The sequence below is a fragment of the Fulvimarina thalattae genome, from assembly GCF_040239565.1.
Classification (GTDB): domain Bacteria; phylum Pseudomonadota; class Alphaproteobacteria; order Rhizobiales; family Rhizobiaceae; genus Fulvimarina.
The window spans coordinates 75,431-93,435 of record NZ_JBEHWS010000002.1 but is presented as its reverse complement, the minus strand read 5'-3'; the positions used below and the strand labels follow the sequence as shown (position 1 = coordinate 93,435).

The 18,005-nt window shown below is 60.8% G+C and carries 16 protein-coding genes and 1 pseudogene; 13 read left to right on the top strand and 4 right to left on the bottom strand.

Features of this window, described 5'->3' with window-relative positions; translation table 11 throughout:
- Window positions 1-416: 416 nt before the first annotated feature.
- The 4 genes from ABRA89_RS03435 to ABRA89_RS03420 all read left to right on the top strand — a co-directional run bounded on the left by ABRA89_RS03435 (window position 417) and on the right by ABRA89_RS03420 (window position 3,015).
- A complete protein-coding gene (locus ABRA89_RS03435) occupies window positions 417-590 on the top strand; it encodes a hypothetical protein (protein ID WP_349940056.1) in 174 nt (57 codons plus the stop codon).
- Window positions 591-843: 253 nt separating this feature from the next.
- Complete coding sequence (locus tag ABRA89_RS03430; protein WP_349940055.1) at window positions 844-1,221, top strand: DUF2513 domain-containing protein; 378 nt, start codon at window positions 844-846, stop codon at window positions 1,219-1,221.
- Between the two features lie 815 nt (window positions 1,222-2,036).
- Entirely contained in the window at window positions 2,037-2,330 is a 294-nt protein-coding gene (locus ABRA89_RS03425) for a hypothetical protein (protein ID WP_349940054.1), read from the top strand.
- 19 nt (window positions 2,331-2,349) lie between these two features.
- Window positions 2,350-3,015: an SOS response-associated peptidase gene (locus ABRA89_RS03420; RefSeq protein WP_349940053.1), complete on the top strand. Its 666-nt coding sequence runs from the start codon at window positions 2,350-2,352 to the stop codon at window positions 3,013-3,015.
- Window positions 3,016-3,237: 222 nt separating this feature from the next.
- Here the strand turns inward: ABRA89_RS03420 and ABRA89_RS03415 are convergent, their stop codons facing one another.
- Complete coding sequence (locus tag ABRA89_RS03415) at window positions 3,238-4,500, bottom strand: Hsp70 family protein (RefSeq protein WP_349940052.1); 1,263 nt, start codon at window positions 4,498-4,500, stop codon at window positions 3,238-3,240.
- A 190-nt stretch (window positions 4,501-4,690) separates the two neighbouring features.
- Window positions 4,691-5,809 (bottom strand): NADH:flavin oxidoreductase/NADH oxidase, encoded by a 1,119-nt coding sequence (locus tag ABRA89_RS03410; protein WP_349940051.1) that lies wholly within the window; start codon window positions 5,807-5,809, stop codon window positions 4,691-4,693.
- Window positions 5,810-6,960: 1,151 nt separating this feature from the next.
- On the opposite strand from ABRA89_RS03410, the gene ABRA89_RS03405 reads away from it, so the two are divergent.
- A complete protein-coding gene (locus ABRA89_RS03405) occupies window positions 6,961-9,777 on the top strand; it encodes an autotransporter outer membrane beta-barrel domain-containing protein (protein ID WP_349940050.1) in 2,817 nt (938 codons plus the stop codon).
- Between the two features lie 310 nt (window positions 9,778-10,087).
- Here the strand turns inward: ABRA89_RS03405 and ABRA89_RS03400 are convergent, their stop codons facing one another.
- Window positions 10,088-10,582 carry an exodeoxyribonuclease VII large subunit gene (locus ABRA89_RS03400; RefSeq protein ID WP_349940306.1) on the bottom strand — a complete coding sequence of 165 codons (495 nt, stop codon included), beginning with the start codon at window positions 10,580-10,582 and terminating at the stop codon, window positions 10,088-10,090.
- Window positions 10,583-10,635: 53 nt separating this feature from the next.
- On the opposite strand from ABRA89_RS03400, the gene ABRA89_RS03395 reads away from it, so the two are divergent.
- From ABRA89_RS03395 to ABRA89_RS03370, 6 genes and pseudogenes are all read left to right on the top strand, one after another.
- Window positions 10,636-10,992 (top strand): MBL fold metallo-hydrolase, encoded by a 357-nt coding sequence (locus ABRA89_RS03395; RefSeq protein ID WP_349940305.1) that lies wholly within the window; start codon window positions 10,636-10,638, stop codon window positions 10,990-10,992.
- A gap of 14 nt (window positions 10,993-11,006) precedes the next feature.
- A pseudogene (locus tag ABRA89_RS03390) lies at window positions 11,007-11,224 on the top strand (VOC family protein); the annotation flags it as partial.
- Between the two features lie 324 nt (window positions 11,225-11,548).
- Window positions 11,549-12,823 carry a D-amino acid dehydrogenase gene (locus ABRA89_RS03385; RefSeq protein ID WP_349940049.1) on the top strand — a complete coding sequence of 425 codons (1,275 nt, stop codon included), beginning with the start codon at window positions 11,549-11,551 and terminating at the stop codon, window positions 12,821-12,823.
- A 139-nt stretch (window positions 12,824-12,962) separates the two neighbouring features.
- The gene (locus ABRA89_RS03380; protein ID WP_349940048.1) at window positions 12,963-13,772 is read left to right on the top strand and encodes an N-acetylmuramidase domain-containing protein; all 810 of its coding nucleotides are present in this window, start codon (window positions 12,963-12,965) and stop codon (window positions 13,770-13,772) included.
- A 33-nt stretch (window positions 13,773-13,805) separates the two neighbouring features.
- Entirely contained in the window at window positions 13,806-14,624 is an 819-nt protein-coding gene (gene otsB / locus ABRA89_RS03375) for a trehalose-phosphatase (RefSeq protein WP_349940047.1), read from the top strand.
- Window positions 14,617-16,062, top strand: coding sequence for an alpha,alpha-trehalose-phosphate synthase (UDP-forming) (locus ABRA89_RS03370; RefSeq protein WP_349940046.1), 1,446 nt, complete (start codon window positions 14,617-14,619; stop codon window positions 16,060-16,062). Before otsB ends, ABRA89_RS03370 begins: the two co-directional genes overlap by 8 nt.
- Before the next feature lie 23 nt (window positions 16,063-16,085).
- Here ABRA89_RS03370 and ABRA89_RS03365 read toward each other — a convergent pair whose 3' ends face one another.
- Complete coding sequence (locus tag ABRA89_RS03365) at window positions 16,086-16,700, bottom strand: exopolysaccharide biosynthesis protein (protein ID WP_349940045.1); 615 nt, start codon at window positions 16,698-16,700, stop codon at window positions 16,086-16,088.
- Between the two features lie 289 nt (window positions 16,701-16,989).
- Here ABRA89_RS03365 and rplM point away from each other — a divergent pair, with 289 nt between their 5' ends.
- Both rplM and rpsI read left to right on the top strand, forming a co-directional pair.
- Window positions 16,990-17,454, top strand: coding sequence for a 50S ribosomal protein L13 (gene rplM / locus ABRA89_RS03360; RefSeq protein WP_349940044.1), 465 nt, complete (start codon window positions 16,990-16,992; stop codon window positions 17,452-17,454).
- Between the two features lie 5 nt (window positions 17,455-17,459).
- Entirely contained in the window at window positions 17,460-17,936 is a 477-nt protein-coding gene (rpsI, locus tag ABRA89_RS03355) for a 30S ribosomal protein S9 (RefSeq protein ID WP_349940043.1), read from the top strand.
- The last annotated feature ends 69 nt before the right edge of the window (window positions 17,937-18,005 follow it).

Below are 18,005 nucleotides of genomic sequence, written 5' to 3'. Positions count from 1 at the left end.
CCGCGCTGGCCTTTCCGCTCTGTCACGTGAGCCGTCGAAATAACGGTGGCATGGAGGTTCTTCGCTCCATATATCAGCTCTCGGTCTTCGATGTACTCGATCTTTTCAAAAATATACTTGTATTCCCCCTCGATTATTTGCAGTGTTGTCTTGTTCGCTACGGCTATAATTTAAACGAAACGATAAAAGAAGCTCAGACGGTTTCTCGGATGTTTCACCCTATTCTTCGTATCCGCACCGAAAACGTACTCTTCACGAACGGATGTAATGATCGGTGATCGGTGATCGGTGCCGGGTCTGCGTCTGCCGATGCTAGGTGAGTTGCTGATGGTCTTTCTGACCCGCCGGAGACAGTATTCCCCGCTAAGCTTTTGACGTTCACGTGGTAGTCGGAGCTTGAGGGCTTCGAAGAGGTCATGTTCGATCTGAAAGAGGTTGCAACGCACATCAAGCGGACGGACAAGCCGGCAGGCAACCCTCGCCCCACCAGGTTGTCTATTTTCACCTTTCTCGATTTTCGCTTGGGCCGGATGGAGTTCGACTATACGCCTGAGTACATCCATCAAGGCGACTTCGAATCCCTTCGATAAGCTTTAGGAGGGCGGAAGGATGACGAAGGCTCCGGATATGAAAAGTCCCCCGCAGGTTTTGGGGTAACGACCCATGTCTTCCGAAAAGGCCTTTTGTGCTTTCAGACTGAAAGTGCAACCAAGCACCGGCGATAAAAAATTCTGAGAACGGCTGCAACGATCACAGATAAAAAGTGATTATGTGTCAAATTCACCAAATTGGAAATCTGTGGCTTGGTTCTGCAGAACCACGACGACCTGGAGAGGAAGCCGCATGACACGCGATATGGACTTGATCCGCGAAATTCTCCTCGATTTCGAGCAAAACGAGGATCTCGATGGATCTACCGCGATAGCCGGCTGGGAATTCGGAGGATATTCGAAAAACGCTGTCGAGTATCATCTGGCGCTTATGGCTGAGAGCGGCCTCATTCATACCGCTCCGGTAAACGGTGCTGAAACAAGCGTTCTACGGCTCACGTCCTTCGGCCACGATTTCCTCGACAGCATCCGCGATCCGGCTATTTGGCAGAAGACCAAGGATGTCGCGCAGAACATTGGCGGTCTCAGCCTCTCTCTCATGGCCGATCTGGCGAATGGCCTCGTGAAAGAGCAGCTCAAGTCACGCATCGAAATCCAGGCGGCGCTGTGAATTCAGAACACGCAGACAATCTCAGCTGCGAATGCTCGAGCGGCAGGCGAGGGTTCTGACGCACCCGCATGAACCCGACGTCGGGATTGAAATATCAACTCGGTTTCAGACACGGCGGGATAGGTGATCGGCAGGTTTGGACCCTTCCTCGTCGTTGACTCAGCAGTTGCCGCATCTCAGAATCTGACGTGCCACAGTGCCGTGTGCGCTGGGGGTCTTTGTGCTTCGACCGTTTGTGCCCGCAAAGAATTACGATCAATCACGACAGTTCTACGAAGCTCGTGGGTTCGTGGCGGGGTCTGAAACAGACCAGATCACCGCCATGGCACACGGGACCGACGGCTTTTTTCTCCAAACTTTTACCTGAAGGATTTGGCCGAAAACCTCATGATTCAGCGAGCGATTACCGATCTCTCCGATTGGTGGGAGCGGTATGATCCCGAACAGGTGGCAGCGCGCTTCGGAGCCAAACCGCCGTCCCGTCCAGCTCTTTAGCCATGGGCGCTGATCGTCAGATTTGTTCACGATCCTCTGGCGTCCTTTGGCACGTTACCGAAGCTTAAATCGGAGCGCATGGCAGCTTGCCGATCATCCTTCCCAAAACTGACCAGCAGCAATCCACCCAGCCCGGCCTTTCGAACGCTCTTTCCGAAACACTTTCACCCTATTCTGTCTCACCGGCTGGATCGGCGCCCGATCACGCGGCTTTCGAGGATACGGAGTTCGTTTGAGGCGCGATCTGGCATTCTCTCGCTTCCTTGCCGAATCGACCGTTTGTTCCTTATTCGTTCCGAATGACGCCGCACCGGACCACCGTGGGATTGACGCTTCGCCAGCTTGGCCCGCAGGGCCGATTTGTGCGCGTGAAGTGCGACTACTGCCGATCGGCCACGCGCTTCTATCACCCGGACGATCTCGCAATCCTCCTTGGAGACGTCGAGGTCGACCAACTGCGGCGGCGATTGAAATGCGAACGGTGCGGCCGAAGGGATTACGTCGAGGTGGACGCGCCATATCTCACCGGACCTGAGATGCGCGATCTGATCGTCAGGCGTCTGGTGCGCGTCAGGACGATACGGCGCCCCATATGGCGGGAGGAGCGGCTCTAGACGTCTGGAAACTTATTCGATGTGCAATCTCTATTCGATGAGCAAGGGCCAGGCGGCGATCCGCGAGTTCACGCGGGCGATAACGGACCGTACCGGCAATCTGCCGAGCCTGCCGGGCATTTTTCCGGACATGGAAGCACCGGTCGTGCGAACCGGCGAGTCCGGCGATCGTGAGCTGACCATGATGCGCTGGGGCATGCCCAGCCCGGAATTCGTTCTGAAGGACCGGAAGACGGATCCCGGCGTCACCAACATCCGGAACACGAAGAGCCCGCACTGGCGGCGCTGGCTCTCGCCCCCGCATCGCTGCGTGGTGCCATTCACCTCCTTCAGCGAATACGAGAGCGTCGGCGGCAAGAAGGTGCCCATCTGGTTCGCGCTCTCCGAAGAGCGACCTCTTGCCGTCTTCGCCGGCATCTGGACGAACTGGACTAGCGTGCGGAAGGTGAAAGAGGGGAAGGTCAACGCCGATCTGTACGGCTTCCTCACCTGCGACGCGAACGAGGAGGTAGGCAAGGTTCACCCGAAGGCGATGCCGGTGATCCTGACCGAGGCGGGCGAGATCGACACATGGCTGCGTGCGGAGTGGGACGAGGCGAAAAATCTGCAGCGGCCCTTGCCGGACGGTACGCTTAGCGTTGTGGCAAAGGGCGAGCGCCGGGACGGTGTCGAAAACGATAGCTGATGATTTTGCCCGGTCAATAGAACAGAATGATGATCTGTTTCAGGTTTGGCGACGTGAGGGACTGGCAGCTTCCGACCCTTTAGAGCGATCCACCGCTCATGCATTGTGACAGCTTTCAAGTTCCATTGATTTCGAGGCTGAGAGCCGGATTCGCTTGGAAAACGGTATCACGGCTTCGAGGTCGCCCTGCGCTTCACGACGCCTGCTTGCCGCTTTTCGCTTTCAACGAAAGCGGCGGGCTGCATCCAGCGCAAGGCCGAGACCGACGGAGCCGAAGGCATCGGAGCGCGTCACCTCCGCATGGGGGAAGGGAGCAAGGGCCGCCCGTCGCACTGCTGGAACCTCCGCGCCGCCTCCGGTGAGGATCACGGTCTCAACCGCTTTCGCCTTCGCGCCCGCGCCGCCAAGCACGGCTTCGATGGCGTCGGTGATCCTTAAGGTCAGCTCCTCGGTCACCATCTCGAAATCGGCGCGCCTTACCGGGGCGTCCAGCTTCAGACCCGGCTCCGAAAGGCGGATCGCCGTTTCCGGCTCGTCGGTCAGAGTTATCTTGGCGCGCTCCACAGCGCCCGCGAGCCGGTGGCCGGAGCGACTCTCCAAAATATGGGCGAGCCGCTCCAGCTTTTCCGGCTCGGCGGCCTCACGCGTCAACTCAAAGACGTCGCGCCTGATCTTCTGCGTGTAGAGGAGGTTGACCCGGTGCCAGGTGGCGAGGTCGTTGAAGTACCAGCGCGGCATCTCACGCTTGCCATCGCGCGTGAAGGAGCCGAGACCAAGCAGCGGCTGCATTCGCGCGATGTTGAGGAGCCGGTCGAAATCCGTTCCGCCCACGTGGACGCCGCCGGTCGCGAGGATATCCTCCCGCCGATCGAGCGAGCGTGCCCGTTCCGGCGATAACCGCACCAGAGTGAAGTCCGACGTGCCGCCGCCGATGTCGACGACGAGGGCAAGCCGTTCGGCGGTCAGCTGACGTTCGGCATAGAGCGCGGCTGCCACCGGCTCGAACTGAAATTCGACATGGGAGAAGCCGACGCTCTGCGCCGCGCGCGCCAGCTCTTCCTCAGCCCTTGCATCGGCCGCATCGTCCTCGTCGACGAACCGGACCGGGCGTCCGAAGACCACCGGTCCCGCCGCCGCACCGGTCGCAGCTTCCAACCGTTCCCTCAAGCGCTTGAGGAAACAGCCGATCAAGGCTTCGAAACTCATGCGCTGACGACCGACAGCTGTCGTCTCCTTCATGAGCGATGAGCCGAGAATGCTTTTCAGCGCGCGCATGAACCGGCCCTCGGCACCGTCCACGTATTCGTCTACAGCCGCCCGCCCGTAATAGGTCTCTCCGTCCTCGAGCGAGAAGAACAGCGCCGACGGCAGGCTGAGGTGCTCTCCCTCGAGCGCGACCAATTGGGGGGCACCGTCAGCGGTGCCGAGGGCGACAGTCGAATTCGTGGTGCCGAAATCGACGCCCGGAAAAACCGTGATGGACATGGAAACGAGCCTCGGACAGCGCAGCGACGGACGGACGCCAACCTGCGGCATCTATGGGAAATGCCGGGAGAAGTGGACGTAACGATCCGGGCAAAGGGCGGCCCGTATAGCGACAAGCGCCGGCGATGGGAAGACCAGTGTGCGCGTTGCGTCGATCGAAAAACGGGTGCCGACCTTTTCGCCCCGCGCTCTAACGCTTTCCGTGGCTTGCCGCCTCGAAGAGGTGCTTCAGGCCGTGCGGCTGACAGCGGAAATATTGCGGCGGAGCGGTGACGCTCGCACCCAGTTCAGCGGCCGCGTGCCAGGGCCAACGCGGATCGTAGAGCATCGCGCGGGCAAGAGCGACGGCGTCCGCCTGACCGGTCTCGACCACCTGTTCGGCCTGCTTGGCGTCGGTGATGAGACCGACCCCCATGACCGGGATCGACACGGCCTTTTTCACCGCTTCGGCAAAATGCAGCTGGTAGCCGGGGCCGATCGGAATCTGCTGGTCCGGCGAAACACCGCCCGAGGACACGTGCATCGCCGCACAACCCTTCTCTTCGAGCGCTTTGGAAAACGCGATCGTGCCGTCGATATCCCATCCGCCCTCGACCCAGTCACTGGCGGAGACACGGACCCAGACCGGAAAACCGGCGGGAACGGCAGCCTTGACCGCGTCGAACACCGCGAGCGGAAAGCGCATGCGGTTTTCCAGTGAGCCACCATATTCGTCGTCGCGCCTGTTGGCGATCGGAGAGAGGAACTGGTGCAGGAGATATCCGTGTGCCGCGTGGAGTTCGATGCCCTGCAAGCCGAGAGCGACACTGCGCCGGGCAGCGTCCACGAAATCGTCCATCACTTTCTGAAGGCCAGCGTCGTCGAGCGCCTCGGGGGCTTGCTCGCCCTCAGAATGGGGCACGGCAGAAGGTGCCTTCGTGCGCCAGCCCATGGGCTCGGTCGCGGAAATCTGCTTCCCGCCGTTCCAGGGCTTGTCGCTGGACGCCTTGCGTCCAGCATGGGCGAGCTGGATGGCAAGCGGGATATCGGAATGAACGCGGATGGCGGCGATCACCTGAGCGAGCGCGGCTTCATTTTCGTCTGAATAAAGTCCCAGATCCCACGCTGTGATCCGCGCTTCGGGTGACACGCCGGTGGCCTCGAAGATAAGAAGACCGGCACCCGACAGGCTGAGCGACCCCAGATGCATCATGTGCCAGTCTGTTGCCGAACCATTGTCCGCCGAATACTGGCACATGGGCGCGACGACGATGCGGTTGGAAAGTTTGAGCGCGCCGAGATCAAGCGGTTGAAACAGTGCGGCTGTCATGAAGGTGAATGTCCTCTTCTTGGGTCTGCCATTGGCGGCGCGACAATCAAGAGGCTGGAAAAGCGACCTCGACGCCTGGCGCTGGCGTAGATGGTTCGGCAAGACACCGATGACCAGACGCGTCCGCGTTTAGACGCCCGCCAATTTTCTCGTCCTGCCGGACACACGAATTGATCCTCGGTGTCAATTCGTGTGTCCGGCGAATGGCTCCAATACCGCTCCAGCTGTTGGCCGGGGTCGCAAGGCCTGTGGTTTCGAATGTCTGCCGATTGCAGTTGCCGGATGATGACGATGGCGCATTCAACGCATCGGAAGGATCGTGGGCCAGAGGGCAGCTTTCCGCCAATCCCACCCGGAAGCTGCGTTCAGCTTCCGGCCCAAATTACCAGTTGCTGCCGTTCGAAAGAATGAAGGACAGCGGTTTTGCAATGGGAAGCGTGAAGCTTCTAGCGTGGCTTTATCTAGACTGCTGCCCATGGTGACGGGAACATTGAGAGGTGAGCAGATGAAGGTGTTGCGTATCGTTGCGAACGTTGCAGCCGACGTTCCGAGCGAGGTGCAGCAGTTCTATACTGACCTGTTCGGACTCGGCGTGCTGATGGATTTCGGATGGATCATCACGCTGCGGGACCAAACACCTAACGCAGCGACGAACGGAACTGATCGGCGCACCTGGCCTTGCCATAAGTCGCGATGTCAACGTGCTCATGGATCGCTTCATTGACGAATTGGCGCGCACGCCAGCCATAAAGCTTGCGCGCGAACTGAGGCCAGTCACGACATCGCTGGGTTCATGAGCCGATTCGCGGCCTTGTCCTGGAGCTGGCGGTTCAGTTGTGACCGTGCCTTTCTTTCGGCTGGGGCGGCAGGCGATATGCCGAGAAGGGCTCGAGCGATCGAGCGCAGGAGAGATTCGACGTAAGTCATTGTATAATAAGGGAAAAGTGGGATTTCTTAGTTTTCTGGAAAGTGGGAATCCTTAGTTCTCTGGAAAGTCTCGGAGATTGTATTTTACACTTGATTCGAGCACTGGTCTCACGTATCGAGATTCTTGTCCGTTCATTTTCGGAATCGAAAAGTGCCAGACGGATCGAAAAGTGCCAGACGGTACGAATTTATGTAGTGAATGAAGGGGCGAGAAAGCTTTTTTGATGACCACTGATTTACAGAATTCCTGCTCGCGCTCTGCTTGCCTTGTTGCCCGCAAGCGACTGTTCCTTGCCTCGACGGCGTTGATGGCTATGCTTTCGCACGGGGCTATGGCGGCCTCGGTTGACGAGGTCATCGACGACGGCGATGTCCGTGACGTTAACACGACAACTTCATATACCGGCGAGCTCATTGTCGGCTCAGGCGGCACCGGTACCCTGAACATCAAGGATGGTGGGAAAGTCACCAATGCTGGCGAAGGTACTGTCGGATATCAAGCTGGCAGCAACGGCACGGTAACGGTGGATGGTTCAGGTTCATCCTGGGTCAACGGACCGGGCCGCGAACTCTCCATAGGCTGGAGCGGCACTGGTGCACTAACGATCACGGACGGTGGGTCAGTCAGCAATTCTAACGGCTTCATCGGCGCGCGCGCCGGTGGTTCAGGTACCGTGACGGTTAGGGATGCGGGATCGATCTGGACGAACAGCAGCCAGCTGATACTTGGCTTTGGAGCCTCTGCGGGCACACTGTCCATCGAGAATGGCGGAACGGTCATCAATAAAGACGGTCGTATTGGCTTGAGTTCCGGCGGTACCGGCGTGGTAACCGTCACTGGCGCTAACTCGACCCTGACCGATAATGGCAGCACCCTTCGTGTCGGCTACGAAGGCAATGGCACGCTAAACATCTCCGATGGTGGTTTGGTGACGGTTGGCGCCGAGACGAACGGAATGTATGATGGGACCCTCAGCATAGCTTCCAAAGCTGGATCGACTGGCACGCTGAACATCGGGGCCGGAGCCGGGCAATCCGCGGCTGCGCCGGGTACACTGAAGGCGGCCAATCTCGCCTTTGGCGAGGGCGATGGCACGCTGGTCTTTAACCATACTGCATCGGACTATTTGTTTGCCGCGGCTATTGCTGGCGATGGCGTGATCGACGCACTCGCCGGCACAACGACACTGACGGGAGACGCCTCTCGATTCACCGGTTCAGCCGTCATCGCTTCCGGGGCGGGGCTACTGATGGGCGCAGACGCGAATTTCGGCGGGTCGATCACGAACAACAGCGCACTGACCTTTGCCGATAATGACGATTTTACCTTCGCCAAAACGATTTCGGGCACAGGTACCCTAACCAAGATGGGCACGGGCACACTAAATCTGACAGGGGATTCTTCGTCTTTTTCGGGAGCGACGACGCTTGCAGATGGCCGCTTGAACGTGAACGGCTCGCTGGCGGGCTCCGTGGTGACGACGCAGTCCGGCTCGATTTTGTCAGGTTCCGGCACGGTCGGCGGCATCGTGGCACAAGCCGGCTCTACAATTTCTCCCGGCAACAGTCCTGGCACACTGACGGTCAACGGCAACTATGTGGCTCAACCTGGCTCTGCCTATGCGGTGGAGCTGGTGCCCGGAACAACGACGTCCGACAAGATTGTCGTTAACGGAACTGCCACAATTCAGAACGGTGCAACTCTTCAGGCTACCAGCTACGGCACCGGCAGCTTTCTACCCAATAGCCGCTATACAGTGTTAACTGCGACAGGCGGCGTAACAGGCACTTACACGCTCAACGACACACTTATCTCGGCGTTCTACGGTATCCGCGATAACTATGACGCCAACAATGTCTATCTCGACGTGGCCCAGATCCGGTCCTTTACAGATGCAGCGCTGACACGCAACCAGTATGGTGCTGGCTCCGGTCTGCAAAGCCTGCCGGTCGGCAATGGATTGCGCGGTATAATCGAAACAATGCCGGACGATGCAACAGCACGCGCCGCTTTTGATCAGAGTTCCGGCGAGATTCATGCCTCGGCAATGACGGTTCTGATCGAGGACGGCCGCTTCGTGCGCGAAGCCACTGGCGATCATATTCGTGGTGCTTTTGGCGGAGTTGGTAAGCCGCAGCAGGTCATCACTTATGAACCTGGCATTGATCTGAATGATCGGACACCTCGCGCAGTGATCGTAGATGCTGAAGAAGCCCAAGGGCTTGCCCTTTGGACTCGCGGTTTCGGTTCGTGGGGGCAGTTCGATGGCGATGGCAATGCAGCCGACATGGAACGCGATATCGGCGGTCTGTTTGTTGGCGCCGACGTTGCTGTCTCCGAAAATATGCGTCTCGGGGTGGTCGGTGGTCATAGCCAATCTTCTTTCAGCGTGGATGATCTCAACTCGTCCGGTACCAGCGATAATTTCGACTTGGGTGTATATGGTGGTGGCCAATGGGATAAGCTCGGTGCGAGTTTCGGCATCAGCTACACTTGGCATGACGTCTCGACGGATCGGTCTGTTGCCTTTCGCGGCTTCAGCGATAAGCTTTCGGCAGATTACGATGCTCAGAGCTTCCAGATCTATGGTGATGTTGGCTACACAATTGATGTGGGCGAGGCGAGTTTCGAACCTTTCGTGGGACTGGAATACGTTAACCTGAACACGGATGGGTTCACCGAGTCCGGTGGGGCTGCCGCGTTGACCGGTTTTGGCAACGAGATAGACACGACGTTCTCGACGATCGGTCTTCGGGTGTCCCAGGACTTCAACTTTGGAGAGGTCCCACTGACGGCCTCGGGTATGGTGGGCTGGAGCCATGCCTTCAGTGACGAAACGCCGACGAGCAGGCATCAGTTTGACGGCAGCAGCCCGTTCACCATCTCGGGCGTTCCGCTCCCCGAGGATGTGGCTGTGTTCGAAGCAGGCCTGAATACAGCGATCAATGATGCTCTGAGCATTGGCGTATCGTATTCCGGAAAAGTCGGCGACGGCGTTTCCGATCACGGTGGACGCGGAAATCTGAGCTGGGCATTCTGAGGACCGGAAAGGCCAATCGCAACGACAAGCTCCCGGTAAAGGCCGGGAGCAACGTATCTATCCTGTTTTCTACAGGAAGCCCCGTTGCATTGGCGTAAGGGCTGGATTTTTGTCAGGCATTCTGGTCGCGGATCAAAAGAAGCAGTGTCTAAACCCTGCCCACGCGACCAAAATATCCAAATAGCCCCGATGGATGATCCTCGGGGCTTTCTTGCGTTTTAAAGGCTAGAACAGATCGCCTTGCCGCGGAGACGGCTTTGCCGCTGCGCCCTCCGTTGCGACGACATCGACGCGTTGGCGCCCGGCGAACTCAAGCGTCAGCTTTTCGCCATTCTTCACTCACATCGGACGCCTGCTTGACCGGCTTGTCGGCTTCGTCGCGCACCAGCGCAAAGCCCCGGTCGAGCACAGCTTCATAGGAAAGGCCCTTGAGCAGCCGCGCCTTCTGATCGACATCGTTGCGCGCTTCCGCAAGTCTCTGCGTTATACTGCGGTCAAGGCGTTTCGGGAGCGCGTCGAGACGCTCGCGACCCTGCCTGTATTGCCGTTCGATACCGGCCGGCGTCAGTCGCGCCGCCTGGAACCTCAGCAGGTCCCGCTTGCGGTCCTTCTCGCGCTCGAGCGCCCTTGGAAGATCGCGCGCCAGCCGTTGGAGTGCTGTCCGATCTCTTTGCGCACGCGTTTCCAGACTGTTCGGGCTGAGCTTTCCGGCGGCAAGCTCGAACTTGCTGCGCTTGGCCGTGATGTTCGTGCCGAGGCTCTGCACGAGCTTGTATTCGGCGGCGTCGAAACGCTGGCGCGGCAGCGGCCGACGAGATCCTGAATTTCGTCAGGGAAAAGGGTCTGGACATCGATTGAATCCTCGACACGCACCCGCATGCCGACCATCTGATGGCCTCAGCCTATCTCAAGGAGAAGCTCGGCGCGCCCGCCGCCATCGGCGAGAAGGTGCGCGAGATCGCCGGTCTCTGGCGCGATCTCTACCACACGCCGGGCGCCTTCGATCCCGACCGCGATTTTGATCGTCTTTTGGCCGACGGCGAAACCTTCGAAGTTGGCTCCATCCCGGTGAAGGTCATGCTTACGCCGGGCCACACGCTTGGCTCGGTAACCTATGTGATGGGAGACGCGGCCTTCGTCGCCGATACCTTCATGCATGTCGAAGCCGGAACGACGCGCTGCGATTTTCCGGGCGGCTCGGCAAATGTGCTCTAGGCTCCGAGGAACGTGCGACTACCCAGGTAAGTCTGATGAGCGAAGGCGGCTCAGGGGCTCCGGTGCCTGACCTTTCCATTGAGGTTGACGACGTGGACGCTGTTTATGATCGAGCAAAGAGACGGGCTGCAACATCAAGTACGACCTGACCGATGAGCCGTGGGGAGTGCGTCGCTTCTTCGTCGCTGATCCCACCGGGAAGATTCTCAACGTGCTATCACATAGGTCGTAATATGACGGGGCGCTTGATGCGGTAAGCCTGATCGGTGACACGCTTAAATTGAACGCCACGCGCGCACCACATGTCAGTTTCTACAGCTGTGGGTCCGCGTCGTCCGCATGGCTGCCGTTAGACAGCGGTCGCTGATATGGTCGCTTGCCGCTTATCCCGGCCTTTCGAACGCTCCATTTTTGAACCACTTTCAGCGTATTCAGTTTCAAGTGCGCCTCTCGAAACCGTGGGTTTCCGCCGTCATGTGAAATCCGAAGATTGCCTTTCGGTCTTGCAGCACACAAACTTCCATTCGTGTTCAAGCTCGCAAGCGGAGTGGCGCTTATGACCTCCATCGCCGTCCTCGGAGCCGGTATCACCGGTATCACCACGGCCTACAAGCTTCTGGAGAGAGGGTTCGACGTCACCGTCTTCGAGCAGCGGCCGGGTGCGGCGATGGAAACATCCTTTGCCAACGCCGGACAGCTGTCGGCCTCGAACGCCGAGGTCTGGAACCGGCCCTCGACCTTCCTCAAGGGCCTCAGATGGATGTTCACCAAGGACGCGCCGCTGCTCGTCCACCCGGCGCCGACGCCGCACAAACTCTCCTGGCTTCTGGAATTCGTGCTCGCCTCGCGTTCCTACGAGGACAACACCGTCCGCACGACCGAGATGGCGATCGCCGCCCGGCGCCACCTTCTCGACATGGCCGATCGCGAGGGCATCGACTTCGACATCGAGAAGCGCGGCATCATGCATGTCTTCGAGGATGCCGGCGAGCTGGAGCACGCGACCGAGGTCAACAAGCTGCTCGAACGGGGAGGGCTCTCCCGCCGCTATATCTCCCCCGAGGATATCTGCCAGATCGAACCGGCCGTCACCGGGAATTTCATCGGCGGCTATTACACCGAAAGCGACTTCACCGGCGACATCCACACCTTCACGCGCGGCCTTGCCGAGGCCTGCCAGCGCAAAGGGGCTTCGATCCGCTACGAGACAAAGGTGACCGGCGCGAACGCCGACGAGAAACGCGCCGAACTCACGGTGCGCGACCTCAACAACGACGGCCCGGAGCTGACCGAGACCTTCGACGCGGTGGTCGTCTGCGCAGGCGTTCGGAGCCGGGCGATCGCGAAGATGCTGGGCGATCGCGTCAACGTCTATCCGGTGAAGGGCTATTCGATCACGATCGAACTGAAGGACGAAGAGAGCCGAAATGCAGCGCCCCATGTCTCGATCCTCGACGATCACGCAAAGGTCGTCGGCACCCGCCTCGGCGAACGCCTGCGCATCGCCGGAACCGCCGAGTTCACCGGCGAGGACCGCACCGTGCGCCAGGAGCGGATCGATCCGCTTCTCGCTTGGTGCCGCACGCGCTTTCCGGGCGTTGCGATCGGCGACTATGAATCCTGGGCCGGCCTTCGTCCGATGATGCCGAACATGATGCCCAAGGTCGGGCCGGGAAAAACGAAGACGGTCTTCTACAACACCGGACACGGCCATCTCGGTTGGACCCTCGGTCCCGTCACCGCCGAGATGATCGCGAACGAAATCGCTGGAGCCTACGGACGGACTTCGGTCGCCACCGACATGCCGGAACGGTCCGAGGCCGCCGAGTAGGCCTGCTTGCCGCTGGAAGCGCCGGCGAGGGCACAACCGTCGCTCGATCTCCCCGTGTCCAGGCCGGCTTTATCCACGGCCTCCGCTACCGCCCGCATCCTCGATCTTCGGAACAGGTCCGAAGGAAAGGATGACGATAATGGCGATCGAGAAACGGGTAATCGAGGCGGCGCAGCATGTCGCCGGTGAAACGGGCGTTGGCCCGAATGTGCTGATCGCGGTTGCGCTGGTCGAAACCCGCGCCGTGCCTTTCGCCGAAATCGACGGGCGGCCCGAACCGCTGATCCGGTTCGAGGGCCATTACTTCGACCGGCGCCTTTCGGAGGCCGCACGGACGCGAGCACGCGCCGAGGGTCTCTCCAGCCCGCGCGCCGGGCGCATCAAGAATCCCGTCGGTCAGAGCGCACGCTGGGCGTTGTTCGAGCGCGCCTGCCGGATCGATGCGGAAGCGGCCTGCGGCTCGGTCTCCTGGGGGCTCTGCCAGGTGATGGGATCGCACGGTGAGACGCTCGGTTACGGCTCCGCCGAAGCGCTCGCGGCGACAGCGCGGCGTTCCATTGCCGGCCAGTTCGATGTCGCCGCGCGCTTCCTGCGCATCGGCGCGCTGTCCGATCGTCTGTCCGATGGCGACTATGCCGGTTTCGCCCGCCGCTACAACGGCCCCGGCTATCGCCGAAACGCCTATGACAAGAAGATCGCTGCGGCCTTCAAGCGCGCCTCTGCGGCTTTGGAAGCCACCGATCACGCCATGCGACCGCTCGCAATCGGTGCAAAGGGAAGGGCGGTGCTCCGCCTACAGGAAGCGCTTCGATCCGCCGGTTCGGCGATCCGCATCGATGGCCTTTTCGGTCCGCGCACGGCCGCGGCCTTGAGCGCCTGGCAGGCCGCCGCCGGGCTTCCGGCAACCGGCGTCGTCGACGAACGAACCGCAACCATGCTCCGTCTATAGCCCGCCGAACCTGCCGGAGGACGGTTCGTTTGGATGGAAGCGCTTGGCGCCGGTCGGCTTGGCGCTAGGTTTCCGATCACGATGACCCATTCAGACGCACCGCCTCCGATCGATCCCGCAACCCACGCCATTTTCCTCGATTTTGATGGCACCCTCGCCGAACTCGTCGACGACCCCGATGCCGTCTCCCTTCCCGAGGGCACGCTCGAGCCGCTGATGGCGCTCCAGCGTGCCTGCAAAGGCGCGCTTGCGATCGTCAGCGGACGCAAGGTCTCCGATCTCGACCGCTTTCTGGACCCGATGAAGTTCGCCGCCGCCGGTGTCCACGGCCTCGAACGGCGCGTCCAACCCGGCGCCGAAACGACGCGCCTGATGACCGAAGACGAGCTTGAGCCCGTTCGAAAGGCGCTGAGTTCGCTGGTCGAGGAAAATCCGCGCCTGCATCTCGAAGACAAGGGCCTCGCCCTCGTCGTTCATTACCGCACCGCGCCCGATCTTGAGGAGGTCGCCCGCTCGGCGGTGAAGCACGCGGTCGAGGACCGCGACGATCTCGTCGTCATGGATGGCGACAACATCGTCGAGGTCCACCCCGCCGGCATGGACAAGGGCCGGGCGCTGGCCGCGATGATGGAGGAGCCGCCGTTCAAGGGCCGCACGCCCATCTATGCCGGCGACGACACGACCGACGAATTCGCGCTGGAAGAGGTGAAGCGCCGCGGCGGCATCTCGGTCAAGGTCGGCAGCCGAAACAGTGCCGCCGAATATCGGTTAGCCGATGTAGAGGCCGTGCATCGATGGATCGCCGAAACGATCGGCAAGACAGACAAGGACGAGGTGAATTCCAATGGCTGACAGCAATCCGCGTCTCGTCGCGGTGTCGAACCGTGTCGGCCCGCTGAGCGACGAAGGACAGGCAGGCGGGCTCGTCGTGGGTCTTTCCGATGCCCTGAAACGGCGCGGCGGCCTCTGGTTCGGCTGGAGCGGCGAAACCTCCGACAAGGGCACGCAGGGAGACGCCAAGACCGAGGTTCAGGAAAACGTGGAAATGACCACGATCGACATGAGCGAGGAGGAGCTTCAGGGTTTCTACTACAACTACGCCAACCGCTCGCTCTGGCCCTTGCTGCACTACCGGCTGGATCTCGCCGAGTTCGACCGGGCGTCGGACAAGGTTTACCGTCAGGTGAACCACCGTTTCGCCGTTCGCCTGATTCCGCATCTGAAGGAGAACGATCTCGTCTGGGTGCACGACTACCACTTTTTCTACATGGGCTCGGAATTGCGGCAGGCGGGCTACAAGGGGCGGCTCGGCTACTTCCTTCACATTCCCTTCTGTGCCCCGGAAGTGTTCTCCGCGCTTCCGGCCAGCCACGACATCGTGCGCGCACTTCTCGCCTACGACGTGATCGGCTTCCAGACCGACACAGACAGGAACAACTTCGTGCGTTTCTGCGTCGGGGAGTTGGGCGGCGAAGAGCTGGAGCAGGACCGCGTCCGCGTCGGCGACCGCACGGTGATCGCCAAGACCTTCCCGATCGGCATCGATGCCGAGGGGTATGCCCGCTTCGCGGTCTCGCCGGAGGCGAGCGAGCACGAGGAAATGCTGATTTCCATGACGCGCGACCGGCGCAACAACGAAGGCGAGGGGGCCGAGCGCAAGCTCATCGTCGGGGTCGACCGGATGGACTATTCCAAGGGCCTGCTCGAACGCTTCTACGGCTTCGAACGCCTGCTTGAGGACTATCCGGAGAACCGCGGCAGCGCGATCTTTCTGCAGGTCGCGCCGCTTTCGCGCTCGGAACTTGACGCCTATGCGGACCTCCGGGACGAGCTGGAACGCACCGCGGGCCATCTCAACGGCCGCTTCGCCACGCTCGACTGGACGCCGTTGCAGATGATGACGCGCGGATTCACGCGAAAGGCGCTCGCCGGCATCTACCGCGCCGCCCGCGTCTGTCTCGTCACGCCGCTGCGCGACGGCATGAATCTCGTCGCAAAGGAATTCGTTGCGGCGCAGGATCCTGAAGATCCCGGCGTCCTCATCCTGTCACGCTTCGCGGGAGCGCTCGACGAATTGAAAAGCGGCTGCATCGTCGTCAATCCCTACAACACGGACGATGTCGCAGCCGCGATGCAGCGCGCGCTCACCATGCCCCTGCAAGAGCGCAAGCGCCGTTGGGAGGCGATGCGCGAGGCGGTCTTCTCGGGTACGGCGCAGACCTGGTGCCAGAGCTTCATCGAGACGCTTGAAGCCAGTCACGACGTGTCGGAGGGAGAGGCTCCCTCGTAAGCAACGAGGTCGATGGTTCCCGTTCAGAACGGGAACCACGAAGGCGTGTCGCTCGGGAAAAACGTGTAGGCCGCATAGGCAGCGCCGGCTGCCGACGCGAAGGCGACCAGCATGACAACGCCGTCATGGACAGCGAGCGCGATCCCGAACAGCAGAATCGCGATGAACGGGATCGCCGCCGCGAAGGGCACGAATTCGAGCGGTGGCACGATCAGGGCCAGCACCACGCAGCAGACCGCCGCGATCCGCTCGAAGACCATCGTCGTCAAAACCTGGAGCCGATCCTTGAACAGGCGGTCCAGCCGCTTGCCCCATGGCCTTACGCGCTCGACCGCGCTGCCGAGCTTCTTGGAGGAGACGGCGCGGTCCGACAGGAAACCCGGCATCCAGAAACTCCGGGCTCCGAACACCATCTGGACTGCCACGATGACGATGACGACCGCCAGGATCGTCGGTACCGTCGGAATGCCGCCGACGGGCGAAGCCCCGACAAGCGCGGGAACAGCGAGAAGCGGACCATACCCGCGTCGCCCGAATGCGTCCGTCACCTCGCCGACCGAGACCTGATGGTCGCTTTCCGCCAGTTCCTTCAGCTTGTCGAGAATGCCGACGACGTCGTCGATGTTTTGATCGGCCACTGGGTGAATACGCTCTCGTTCCGGGGGTCCCGTCCGAGAGCTAGGCCCCGACAGCGGAAAATCGAACTTGCCATATCGATCATCGATGCGGTATCCAGATACCAAGGCGGAGCGAAGCGCTGAAAATCCGGCTTTTCCGGCGCATCCGTTTTTCCATTTGGCGCTTGACACCGGGTGCATCTGTCCGTAGATCGCCCTCACGAAGCGCGGGCCCCACGGCCCGCCCTTTTTTATGTGGCGCGCGACATCGCCTGCGCCGACCGAAATTACCAGCACCGGGACCAACCCCATGAAGACTTTCACGCAGAAGGTCGAGACGATCGAGAAGAAGTGGATTCTGATCGATGCCGAAGGACTGATCGTCGGCCGTCTCGCTTCGCTCGTCGCGCTCCGCCTGCGCGGCAAGCACAAAGCCACCTTCACCCCGCACGTGGACGATGGCGACAACGTCATCATCATCAATGCCGACAAGGCCGTGCTCACGGGCAAGAAGTACTGGAACAAGACCTATTACTGGCACACCGGCCATCCGGGCGGCATCAAGGAGCGCAAGGCGCGCGACATCCTCGAAGGCCGTTTCCCGGAGCGCGTCGTCGAAAAGGCCGTCGAGCGCATGCTCCCGCGCGGTCCGCTGGGACGCCAGCAGCTCAAGAATCTCCGCGTCTATGCCGGTAGCGAGCATCCGCACACGGCACAGCAGCCCGAGACGCTCGACGTCCGCGCCATGAATTCCAAGAACGCGAAGGCCGCATAATTTCCATGTCCCAGCTTTCCTCCCTCGAAGATCTCGGCCAGGCCGAAACGGGCGTCCAGCCCGAGGCTCCGGTCCATGTCCAGAAGCTCGACCAGTACGGCCGCGCCTATGCCACGGGCAAGCGCAAGGACGCCGTTGCCCGCGTCTGGGTGAAGCCCGGCTCCGGTAAGATCATCGTCAACGACAAGGACTTCGCGGAATATTTCGCCCGTCCGGTCCTGCAGATGGTTCTGCGCCAGCCGATCGTCGCCGCTGATCGCGACGGCCAGTTCGACATCATCGCGACGGTTGCCGGCGGTGGCCTGTCCGGTCAGGCCGGTGCGGTTCGTCACGGCATCTCGCGCGCTCTCACCTTCTACGAGCCGGGCTTGCGTCCGGTCCTCAAGAAGGGCGGCTTCCTGACCCGCGACTCGCGTGTGGTCGAGCGTAAGAAGTACGGCCGCGCCAAGGCCCGTCGTTCGTTCCAGTTCTCCAAGCGCTGATCGAACGGGCTCCGGTTTCGGAGCGCCAGTCTCGAATTTCTACAAAGCCGCCGGGATCTCTCGGCGGCT